At 59.1% G+C, this 11,495-nt stretch carries 7 protein-coding genes; 2 read left to right on the forward strand and 5 right to left on the reverse strand.

The annotated features are described in order from the left end of the window. Positions 1-246: 246 nt before the first annotated feature. The 5 genes from V6C16_RS03870 to nifJ all read right to left on the reverse strand — a co-directional run bounded on the left by V6C16_RS03870 (position 247) and on the right by nifJ (position 9,511). A complete protein-coding gene (locus V6C16_RS03870) occupies positions 247-564 on the reverse strand; it encodes a hypothetical protein (RefSeq protein WP_333534653.1) in 318 nt (105 codons plus the stop codon). A 135-nt stretch (positions 565-699) separates the two neighbouring features. After that, positions 700-1,860, reverse strand: a complete 1,161-nt coding sequence (locus tag V6C16_RS03875; RefSeq protein WP_333534654.1) for a benzoate/H(+) symporter BenE family transporter — start codon at positions 1,858-1,860, stop codon at positions 700-702. 375 nt (positions 1,861-2,235) lie between these two features. Further along, the gene (locus tag V6C16_RS03880) at positions 2,236-3,447 is read right to left on the reverse strand and encodes an acetate kinase (protein WP_333534655.1); all 1,212 of its coding nucleotides are present in this window, start codon (positions 3,445-3,447) and stop codon (positions 2,236-2,238) included. A gap of 250 nt (positions 3,448-3,697) precedes the next feature. Continuing rightward, positions 3,698-5,806 (reverse strand): phosphate acetyltransferase, encoded by a 2,109-nt coding sequence (gene pta, locus V6C16_RS03885; RefSeq protein WP_333534657.1) that lies wholly within the window; start codon positions 5,804-5,806, stop codon positions 3,698-3,700. A 168-nt stretch (positions 5,807-5,974) separates the two neighbouring features. Further along, the gene (gene nifJ, locus V6C16_RS03890; protein ID WP_333542786.1) at positions 5,975-9,511 is read right to left on the reverse strand and encodes a pyruvate:ferredoxin (flavodoxin) oxidoreductase; all 3,537 of its coding nucleotides are present in this window, start codon (positions 9,509-9,511) and stop codon (positions 5,975-5,977) included. Between the two features lie 191 nt (positions 9,512-9,702). Between nifJ and V6C16_RS03895 the strand changes: the two genes are divergently transcribed. Continuing rightward, entirely contained in the window at positions 9,703-10,059 is a 357-nt protein-coding gene (locus V6C16_RS03895; RefSeq protein ID WP_333534699.1) for a hypothetical protein, read from the forward strand. Positions 10,060-10,392: 333 nt separating this feature from the next. Next, on the forward strand, positions 10,393-11,495 hold a 1,103-nt coding region (locus V6C16_RS03900), incomplete at its 3' end, for a CZB domain-containing protein (protein WP_333542787.1).

Genomic DNA, 11,495 nt, shown 5'->3' on the forward strand with positions numbered 1-11,495 from the left:
CGCTACGGAGGCGTAAGCGCAGTTTATCTGCGCGGTTAAACGCCGAAGTGAGCGTGCCTTAAACTTTGAGAATGTATATTCTCAAAGTTAATCTGCTCCAGACAGTGTCGTCACGAGATGAATTTCCGTGGTATATCAAGGAGAACGAGCCTTTTATGCAGGGAGTGTACTCTTATGGCACTCGACCGGAATAAAAGGCGAAGTTCGACGCAGAGATACCGGGAAAGGCGCTCGTGACGACACTGTCTAAAACTCCCACTTCGCCTGTAAACTGCCGGTCACGCCTTCTCTTTTGCCCGCATAGCCCTGCACGCCGACGCGCAAAAGACTACGGGCCGTTGCGCTGCACGCCGTGCGCTGTTCCAGCGCGTCCAGCGCCAGAGCGGAGCAGAGCAGTCCCATATAATAAGCGATGACAGACAGGGCAAACTGCTCGGGCGCGACGCCGCGTATCTGATAGAAAACAGAAGAAATATTGTGCGTGACAAAAAACAACACAAGGGCAAGCAGACCGAAGATCTGATTTTTATTTAGTAATATTGAATTGTTGTGATTCTGGAGCATGGCACTCCGTATTGTTTGGGAGGGGAGAATATTTGTCCGATTATGTATCTGCGTTGTTTGGGTAAAGGGTCTTCATGCGGCAGCCGGCGCAATACTATATGTACGCTTGTTTAGTGTCGCAATTATATAAGATATCTATTTTTTTAAAATGAGGCAGGCCACGGCCCCGAAAGCCAGACCCCAGAAGGGCGCGCCCAGTCCGAGCAGTTCCATGCCCGAGGCCGTGGCGAGAAAAGCTATGATTCCGGCTTCCATATGGTCGCTGTCTCTGAAGATGCCGTAAAAGCCCGTGGTAAAGGCGCTCAGGAGCGCCAGACCTGCCAGTGCGGCGATAAACACCGGGGGCAGGGCCGCGAAAAGTGCGGTGAGCGTGGTTCCGCACAGGCCGATGAGCACGTACAGCCCGCCACAGGCCAGACCTGCCACATAACGCCGCGAGGGATTTTCATGCGACTCCTTGCCAGTGCAGATGGCCGCCGTCAGGGATGACAGGTTGATGGCGTGGGAGCCGAAAGGGGCGAACAGCAGCGAAGCCAGCCCGGTCACGGTCATGATGCCGTTGGACGCCACCGGATAGCCCGAGGCGTGCAAAACGGCCATACCCGATATGTACTGGCCCGTCAGTGTCACCAGGGCCAGCGGCAGGCCGATGCTGATGATGGTGGCGGCAGACCATTGGGGGACGGTGAATACCGGCTTTGCCAGTGAAAAGCGGATGGCCTCGAAATGCATCATGCCGCTGAGCCATGCAATGGCGACGCCAAGCGCCAGCACGGCGGCAACGGCATAGCGCGGACACAGCCGCCTGAACAGGATAAAACAGCCAAGCATGCTCAGGCCCAGCAGCGGGGCGGCCTGTATGGACGTGAAGATTTTTGTCCCGAAGCTGAACAGGATGCCCGCAAACATGCCTGAGCTGACGGCAATGGGGATGCGCCGCATGATGATGTCCAGCGAACCGGTCATGCCGATGACGGTTATGATGGCCGCGCTTGCCAGATACGCGCCCACGGCCTCGGCAAAAGGCACGCCGGGCAGCATGGATACCAGCAGGGCCGCGCCCGGTGTCGACCATGCGGTAATGACGGGGATGCGCATCTTCCAGCTCAGCAGCAGGCCCGTAAGCCCGCTGCCTACGGATACCGCCCATATCCAGGATGTGGTCAGTTCGTCGGACAGGCCCGCCAGGTGCGCGGCCTGAAAAATAAGCACGGCGGAACCGGCATAGGATACGATGACCGCCAAAAAACCCGCGATCACGGCCGTGATGGAAAAATCACTCTGTAACTGGCTCAACTGGTTCTCCGCAGGTGTGTGGGCTTGCCCTGTGTTCTCCAAAATCTTGTATACCGGCGGCGCTCGGCAGGCAAATAAAGGGCCTTGGCTTGCGGCCGTCCGGGGCTGCGGCGACCTGCATGGCCTTCTGGCGTGTGTCAAACACCAGTGCGCCGGGGCAGGGGAAAAGAAGGCGGCCTTTTGCTTGCCCGCAGAACATGCGGACAACGGGTAATCTTACAGGGCAAAGCCACCGGTGGGCAAGCTTTTCGGGAATTTGCCGCAACAGCCGTGACCGGGCGGCTTTGTTTTGACAGGCCCTGAAAGCAGAAGGCCGCTTCCTTGAAGCGGCCTTCTGCTTATTCCGGCGCGGATGCCGGCTACGGCGCGGCAGGCTTATTTGCCCAGCACTTCCACCGTAGCCATGGCGATCTGAAGTTCTTCATTGGTGGGAATGATGAGCACGGGTATGGAGCTGTCGGGCGTGGAGATGGCGCGCGCGCCTGCTTTGCGGGTTCCGTTTTCCCTGGCGTCTATCTTGATGCCGAGGTTTTCAAGCCCGGCGCACACCTGGGCGCGCACGATGTCGTCATTTTCGCCGATGCCGGCGGTAAAGACCAGGGCGTCCACCTTGCCGTCCAGCAGGAAGTAGTAAGAGCCAAGGGTTTTCTTGATGCTGCGGACCAGCATCTTGAGCGCCAGGGCGGCACGTTCGTTGCCCTTTTCCACCTCGGCATGCACGTCGCGCATGTCGGTGTGGCCGCACAGGCCCAGCAGCCCGGACTGCTTGTTCATCAGGGTGTCCACCTGCTCGGGGGAAAGGCCCTTCTTTTCCATGACAAAAGGCACAATGGCGGGGTCGATGCTGCCGCAACGGGTTCCCATGATGAGACCTTCAAGGGGGGTCAGGCCCATGCTGGTGTCAAAGCATTTGCCGTCGCGCACGCAGCTCATGGACGAGCCGTTGCCAAGGTGCATGGTGATGGAGCGCAGTTCGTTCAGGGGCTTGCCGAGGTACTTGGCGGTAGCGCCCGCGATGTACTTGTGCGAAGTGCCGTGGAAGCCGTAACGGCGGATGCGCAGATCTTCATACAGATCGTAGGGCAGGGCGTACATGAAGGCTTCCCTGGGCATGCCCATGCCGAATTCCGTATCAAACACCGCCACGTTGGGCACACCGGGGAAGAGCTTTTCAGCCACTTCAATGCCCATAAGGTTGGCGGGGTTGTGCAGGGGGCCAAGCACGGCGCATTCACGCACGATGTTTTTCACGCGCTCGTCCACCAGCACGGGGTCGCTGACGGCTTCACCGCCGTGCAGCACGCGGTGGCCGATGCCCGCAATTTCGCTCTTGTCCTTGATGACGCCTTTTGCTGCGTCGGTGAGCAGGGCGATGACCATTTCCATCGCCTGCACATGGGTGGGAAAGTGCGCGGTCTGGACGATTTTTTCTTCTTTGTCCGTATCGGGGGCGATCTTGTGGGTCAGACGGCCTTCGTCCTGTCCGATGCGTTCGGCAAGGCCGGAGCAGAGAACGGCGTGGGTGTCCATTTCCAGCAGTTGGTACTTGCAGGACGAGGAGCCCGCGTTGATGACCAGGATTTTCATGTGTCTTCCTTTCCTTGTTGACGAAATGCGGGGGAGGGGCTTCCCCTCCCCGGGATAACTGTTTTTTGGCTCCGGCGTAGGCCCTCAGCCTTATGGGCAACGGTCCAGGCAGACGCCCCCCCTCGGTGGCTGACGTTTGCCCGCGCAGTCGCCCGCCGCAAAGATGCAAGCGCAATTTACTTGCGCGGTTAAACGCTGAAGCGAGCGTGCCTTAAACTTTGAGAATGTATATTCTCAAAGTTAATCTGCTCTAGCGTCCGGCGGCCTTTTCCGCCGCAGCCTGAACCGCCGTGATGGCAACGGTGTTCACGATATCGGGAACCGTGCAGCCGCGCGACAGGTCGTTGACGGGCTTGTTCAGCCCCTGAAGCACCGGCCCGATTGCCACGGCGCCCGCGGCCCGCTGCACGGCCTTGTAAGTGTTGTTGCCCGTGTTCAGGTCAGGGAAGATGAAGACCGTGGCCTTGCCGGCCACCTTGCTGTCGGGCATTTTTGTCTTGGCAACGCTGGGGTCAATGGCGGCATCGTACTGCAGGGGGCCTTCGAGGGCCAGACTGGGGGCCATTTCTTTGGCGATCTTTGTGGCTTCCACAACAATGTCCACGTCCGCGCCCTTGCCGGACGTGCCGGTGGAGTATGAAAGCATTGCCACGCGCGGCTCAATGCCGAAAACTTCGGCCGTATGGGCCGAAGCGATGGCGATTTCTGCAAGCTGCTGTGCCGTGGGGTTGGGGTTGACGGCGCAGTCGCCGAAAACCAGCACACGGTCCTTGAGGCACATGAGAAAGACCGAAGACACCACCGAGAAGCCGGGCTTGGTCTTCACAAATTCAAAAGCCGGGCGAATGGTGTGGGCCGTGGTATTGATAGCGCCGGAAACCATGCCGTCGGCATCGTCCAGCTTGACCATCATGGTGGCGTAATAGGTCGAATCGGCCATTGTGTCGCGGGCCTGCTCCGGCGTAATGCCCTTCTTTTTGCGCAGTTCGTAATAGGTGTTGGCGTATTCTTCAAACTTGGGCGAATTGACGGGGTCGATAAGGGTGGCCCTTTCCAGGTCCAGGCCGAGAGTGCTGGCCTTGGAGCGTATTTCGTCCACATTGCCCAGAAGGGTGATTTCGGCCACGCCGCGGCGCAACAGAATGTCGGTGGCCTGCAGAATGCGTTCTTCAGTGCCTTCGGCCAGCACGATGCGCATCTTGTTGGCCTTGGCCCGCTCGATCAGCTCGAATTCAAACATCATGGGCGTGATGCGCGAACTGCGCTTGCTCACGATGCGGTTGGCAATGTCCTTGCCGTTGACGTGCTGTTCAAAAAGGCCCAGCACTGTGTTGATTTTGCGCAGGTTGCCCGGCTCAATGGGAGCGATAAGTTCCTGCAGGGCCAGCATGGTATTGTAGGTGTGGCCTTTTGTCAGCAGGATGGGCAGGGGAGAGGCCGTCCAGCCCTGAATGAATTCGCACACTTCATGGGCGGGCCGAATGCCGCCGGTCAGCAGCACGCCGGCGATGTCCGGCGTGGAAGAGGACAGGCGCGAGGCAATGGCGGCCAGCAGCACGTCGGCGCGGTCGCCGGGGGTGACGATAAGCTGGTCTTTGGCGATATAGTGCAGCACGTTGTTTACATGCATGGCCGCGATAAGGTAGTCGTCCACCAGGGCGTCCAGGCGGTCTTCGCCAAAAAGCACTTCGGCGTCCAGTCCCTTTTTCACATCGCCCATGGTGGGCTGGCCGATGATAGGCTCGTTGGGGACGGCGTAGATGAGGGCCTTGCGGTCTTCGGTGCTGAAATGGGCGCGCAGTTCGTCAAGTTCCGTCTGGGTGAGGTTGCGGCGGTTGATGATGGTCGCCACCACGTCCAGGGAATAGGGGGCCAGACTGTCCATGGTGATCTGGAGAGATTCGCGGATGTCTTCGGCCGTGGATTTTTGCCCGCTGGTCACAAGAATGACGGGAGTACCCAGGTTGGCGGCGATTTCGGCATTCAGCTCGAATTCGAAGACAGGGTCCTTGCCCAGAAAGTCCGAACCCACGCACAGCACGAAATCATACGTTTCCAGCAGTTTTTTATATTTCTGGATGATGTTTTCAATGAGCAGGTTGCGCGAACCCTGATTGATGATCTGGCGCGCCTCGCGCTGGGTGTAGGCAAAGGTGTCGCTGTAGTCGATATTGATCTTGAAGTATTCAAGCATCAGGTTGATGTCGGGGTCACGGTCGTCCCATAGCGGTTCGTTGATGATGGGACGGAAAAAAGCCACCTTGCGCATGCTGCGGCTGAGCAGCTGCATGGCTCCCAGGGCAATGGCGCTTTTGCCCGTCATCGGGCCGGTGGCCGTGATATAAAGTCCGTTGTACATAAGCTTCCCCTGATTTTTTCCGGGCAGGCTGGCAGGATAACGCGAAAAGGGCGCGGGCCTTCACCCGCGCCCCGGCCTCAGTTATACGGCAACAACCGCGCCCGCCGCCTGAAGCCCCCGGAGGGGAGGCTTGCCTGGTGGCGGGCGCGGCATTCATTCGTCAGTTCCCTACTTGACTTCGCTGGCGTCCGGGTAGGGGAGGTCGGCCAGCTGCTTCAGCAGAGCGTAGCGCTCGGCGTAGGCAGCAGCCAGGTCCGCGCGCAGTTGCTTGGAAGCTTCGGGGTTGGTTTTTTCCAGCGAGGCAAAGCGGGTTTCGCCGCCCAGGAATTCCTGAATGTCCACGCTGGGAGCCTTGCAGTCGAGCTGGAAGGGGTTTTTCTTTTCCTTGGCAAGCTCGGGATGGTAGCGGTACAGGGGCCAGTAGCCGGTCTGCACGGCCAGCTTGGATTCTTCCTGGCTCTTGCCCATGCCCTTGCGCAGGCCCTGGTTGATGCAGGGAGCGTAGGCGATGATAAGCGAGGGGCCTTTGTAGGCTTCGGCTTCGCGGAAGGCCTTGAGGGTCTGCTGCTTGTCGGCGCCCATGGCGATGGAGGCCACGTACACATAGCCGTAGGTCATGGCCATGCGGCCAAGGTCTTTTTTGCCGGTGCGCTTGCCGGCGGCCGCAAACTGGGCCACAGCGCCAAGCGGCGTAGCCTTGGAGGACTGGCCGCCGGTGTTGGAGTACACTTCGGTGTCCATCAGCAGGATGTTGATGTCGTCGCCAGTGGCCAGCACGTGGTCAAGACCGCCGTAACCGATGTCGTAGCCCCAGCCGTCGCCGCCGAAGATCCACACGCTCTTCTTGGTGAAGAGGTCGTCCATGTGCCAGATTTCGTGGGCCAGCGGGCTTTCAAAGGAATCAAGGTTGGCAAGCACCATGTCGCCGTACTTGCGGGAGCCTTCGGCGTCTTCCTTGTTGGCAAGCCAGCCTTCCATGGCTTCCTTGAGTTCGGAGGGAATGTTCTCTTCCTTCAGGGCTTCTTCGATCTTCATGGCCAGCAGGTTGCGGCGCTGGTCATACGCAAGGCCCATGCCGCAGCCGTATTCGGCGGCGTCTTCAAACAGGGAGTTGCCCCAGGCCGGGCCAAAGCCGTCCTTGTTGGTGCAGTACGGCGTGGTGGGCGAAGAAGCGCCCCAGATGGAGGAGCAGCCCGTGGCGTTGGCGACGATCATGCGTTCGCCAAAGAGCTGGGTGAGCACCTTGACATAGGGGGTTTCGCCGCAACCGGCGCAGGCGCCGGAGAATTCATGCAGGGGCTGCTGCAGCTGCGAACCCTTCACGGTGTCGCGGGCCAGCAGTTTGTCCTTGAGGCTCACATTGGCTTCCGCAAAGGCCAGGTTGGCCTTCTGCTCGTCCATCTGGGTTTCAAGGGGCTTCATGATCAGGGCCTTGTTCTTGGCCGGGCAGACATCGGCGCAGGAGCCGCAGCCCAGGCAGTCTTCAGGGTAGACCTGAATGCGGAACTTGAGGCCCTTGAGCTCTTTGCCCATGGCGTCCTTGGTGGCAAAGGCGGCCGGGGCGCCTTCAAGCTCTTCCTCGGTAGCCAGCACGGGGCGGATGGCGGCGTGGGGGCACACGAAAGAGCACTGGCAGCACTGGATGCAGTTTTCCACCTGCCATTCGGGAATGGCAATGGCTACGCCGCGCTTTTCGCAGGCGGCGGTGCCGAGGGGCATGAAACCGGCCGGGTCCATGGCGGACACGGGCAGCTTGTCGCCCTGCTGGGCCAGGATGGGACGCACCACGCTGCGGATGTAGTCGTCATCATCGCAGTGGCACACTTCGGCGCCTTCGGTGGCAGTGGCCCAGGAGGCGGGGTATTTGATTTCTTCCAGGGCGTCCATGCCCTTGTCCACGGCGGCGATGTTCATGTTGACGATCTTGTCGCCCTTGCTGCCGTAGGTCTTCTTGATGGATTCTTTGAGCAGGGCCACGGCCTTGTCAAAGTCAAGCACGTTGGCCAGCTTGAAGAAGGCGGTCTGCATGATCATGTTGATGCGGCCGCCAAGGCCCACTTCCTGGGCCACCTTCACGGCGTCCACGTTGTAGAACTTGAGCTTTTTGCGGGCGATAACGCGCTTCATGGAGGCGGGCAGGTGCTTTTCGAGGTCAGCCAGCGACCAGTTGGAGTTCAGCACAAAGGTGCCGCCTTCCTTGATGCCTTCAAGAATGTCGTACTGGGTCACATAGGCCGACTTGTGACAGGCAACGTAGTCGGCGCTGGTGATGAGGTAGGACGAAGTGATGGGGGCCTTGCCGAAGCGCAGATGCGACACGGTGAAGCCGCCGGACTTCTTGGAGTCATAGGCAAAGTACGCCTGAGCGTAGAGATCGGTGTTGTCGCCGATGATCTTGATGGCCTGCTTGTTGGCGCCCACGGTTCCGTCGGCGCCGAGGCCGAAGAACTTGCACTGCACGGTGCCGGCGGGCACGGTGTCGATTTCTTCTTCCACTTCAAGGGAAAGATTGGTCACGTCGTCGGTGATGCCCACGGTGAAGTGGTTCTTGGGCTGCAGGGCCAGCATGTTGTCATACACGGCCTTGGCCATGCCGGGGGTGAAGTCCTTGGAGCCGAGGCCGTAGCGACCGGCCACGATGGTGGGAGCTTCGCCCTTTTCAAGGAAGGCGGTGCACACGTCCTGATACAGGGGGTCGCCCAGGGCGCCGCTTTCCTTGGTGCGGTCAAGCACGGTGATGCAGGTGGTGGTGGCGGGCAGGGCGCGCAGCATGTGCTCGGCGGAGAACGGGCGATACAGGCGCACTTTCACAAGGCCCACGCGCTGGCCCTGGCTGTTCAGGTAGTTGACCGTTTCTTCGGCCACTTCACAGGAGGAACCCATGGAAACGATGATGCGGTCGGCTTCGGGGTGGCCCACATAGTCGAACAGGCGGTACTTGCGGCCGGTGATGGACTCCACCTTCTTCATGTTTTCAAGCACGATGCCGGGTACGGCGTCGTAGAAGAGGTTGGAGGCTTCGCGGTTCTGGAAGTAAATGTCGGGGTTCTGGGCGGTGCCGCGAATGTGCGGATGCTCGGGGTTCATGGCGGTGGCGCGGAATTCGTCCACCTTGTCCCAGTTCACCAGGCCGCGGATGTCTTCGTAGTCGATGACTTCGATTTTCTGCACTTCATGCGAGGTGCGGAAGCCGTCGAAGAAATGGCAGAAGGGCAGGCTTGAGTCGATGGCCGAAAGGTGGGACACCAGGGCCAGGTCCATGCACTCCTGCACAGAGGCCGAAGCGAGGAAGCAAAAGCCCGTCTGGCGGGCGGCCATGACGTCCTGATGGTCGCCGAAAATGGACAGGGCATGCGAGGCCAGGGCGCGGGCCGACACGTGAAAAACACCGGGGAGCAGTTCACCGGCGATTTTGTACATGTTGGGGATCATCAGGAGCAGGCCCTGAGAAGCCGTGTAGGTAGAGGTCAGCGCGCCGGCGGAAAGCATGCCGTGCACAGCGCCTGCGGCGCCGGCTTCGGACTGCATTTCACGCACGATCACTTTCTGGCCGAGCAGGTTTTTCATGCCCTTGGCAGCCATCTGGTCCATCACTTCGCCCATGACGGACGAAGGCGTGATGGGGTAAATAGCCGCCGTTTCCGACAGAGCGTAGGCAATATGCGTGGTCGCGTTATTGCCGTCCATGGTTTTCATGTGAGCCATCTGTTCCTCCTTGGCGCTCTGGGGCGCACAATAGTATTTCCAAATTTCTTCGTGGCCGGTTCGGCCGGGTAGGTCCCGCACAAAAAAGCGGTGCGGGCGCGACGTGCTCAGGGAACATAAGGTTTACGCTGAAGAAAGCGTTTGGATAAAAATTTACCGCATCAGGTCATGGGCGTCCATAAAAGAATACTGTGGATGCTCAGGAGGCGGCATCTGGAGCCGCGATTTTTCGTTGCAAAAAAGCCTTAACACAAAGCTGGTTGTTTGAACAGTTAAATACGGCCCGGCTGCAAATTTTTTTCCCGCAGATCAGAAGAAATATTTTACCAGATATTCCCGGTACATCACGAAATGCTGCGGGAGAAACCGTTTTTTCTGCCGAAAAAAATGCGGAAAACGCGGCGGCTCCATCGCTGTCATTTTCGCATGCCCGGCGTGCAGCACACCTGCGAACCGTGTCGGCCCGGTTTGCGGTATGCACCGTAACACACATCCTTGTTCATTGCAGCCCCTGCACGCACCTTGCGGTAATTGTGGCAAAAAAATGAGCGTGCGTGTGTGATGGCAGTTATTTCTGCCGGTTATGGGGCAGGACGCCGAAGAGTCGCGACAAGGTGTGCGTAATTGATACCGATTGCGGGGCCTTTGTGGCTTGACAATAACCTGTCCTCCCCGTAGGGGTCATTTTACAAATAGTAACTGATGACCTGCGCAGCAACGCTGCGGGCAGGAACAAGGGCAGGGCGTTCATCGCGCCATGCTCCTTTATTGGCAGGCCGGCTTTGCCGGTGATGGATTTTTGCCGCCCGTGTTTCGGCAATGAGCGTAAAACTGGCTGTATTGCCTGTGTTTATATGTCGTTAAGATTCCCGGGAGGAATCATGTTCTGGAAAAATCTTTCCATCGGGAAGAAGTTGTGTTTTGGCTTCGGCATCAGCCTGCTGGGCATGATCTGCTTTGCCGTGGTTGCCTGGTATGCGTCCAACCAGGTCATGACCATGGCTGACAGCGCGCTGCAAAAACAGAGCAACGCCCTGGTTTTTGCCATGCGTGAGGCCGATCACCTGCACTGGAAGGAGCGGGTTGGCAGCTTTGTCGCCATGCCGTCCGCGGACGGCAAGCTTGAAGTGCAGAAAGACGGCCACAAATGCCTTTTCGGGCAATGGTTTTATAATGGCGGCCGTGAAGAGGTGGAAGCCATTTTGCCCGGCACTTCCAGCTATTTTAAAAATATGGAAGCCGCCCACCTGGACCTGCACCGCAGCGCTCTGGATATCGAGCGCCTTGTGCAGGCCGGTGACCTGCAAGGGGCCAGGGCGCATTTTAATGACGTTACGCTGGTCAAGTCGGCGGCGGTTGTGGAGGCCCTTGGGCAGTTGCGCAAAATGATGCTGCACGCCGCCGAAGCTGACAGGGAAAGCTACAAGCAGATAATGGCGCGCGAAGAATACGTGGTTATTGCCCTGCTGCTGGCCGTACTGGCGGGCATGGTTATTTCCGGCGTGGCTATTACGCGCTCCATCCGCAATCCGTTGCGCGGGCTTGTGAACAAGTCGGCCGAAGTGGTGGCGGGCAACCTGGATGTGAACCTGCGTTTGCAGCGCCTGGATGAAATAGGCGCGCTGTCGCGGGCATTGGGTTCCCTGCTGGACAACCTCAAGCTCAAGCTGGCCGAGAACGAAAAGAAGTCCCAGGAAGCACAGGCCAGTGCCGAGCACGCCCAAAAATCTCTCAGGGATGCCGAAGAAAAAGAGGCGCGCATAGCCGGCCTGCTGGGCAATATGAACGCCATCGCCACTCAGGCCGATGTGATTGCCGCAGATCTGGCCGACCACTCCGCCACCCTGGCCCAGCGCGTGGAAACCGTCTACAGGGGCAGCGAAGACCAGCACAATCTCATGCGCAGCAGCCTTGATGATCTGGAGCAGCTTGCCGCCGCCGCCGGAGAAATTGCCGCCAGCGCGGAACATTCGGCCCACGGGGC

The organism is Desulfovibrio sp. 1188_IL3213 (assembly GCF_036763145.1).
Taxonomy (GTDB): Bacteria; Desulfobacterota; Desulfovibrionia; order Desulfovibrionales; family Desulfovibrionaceae; genus Desulfovibrio.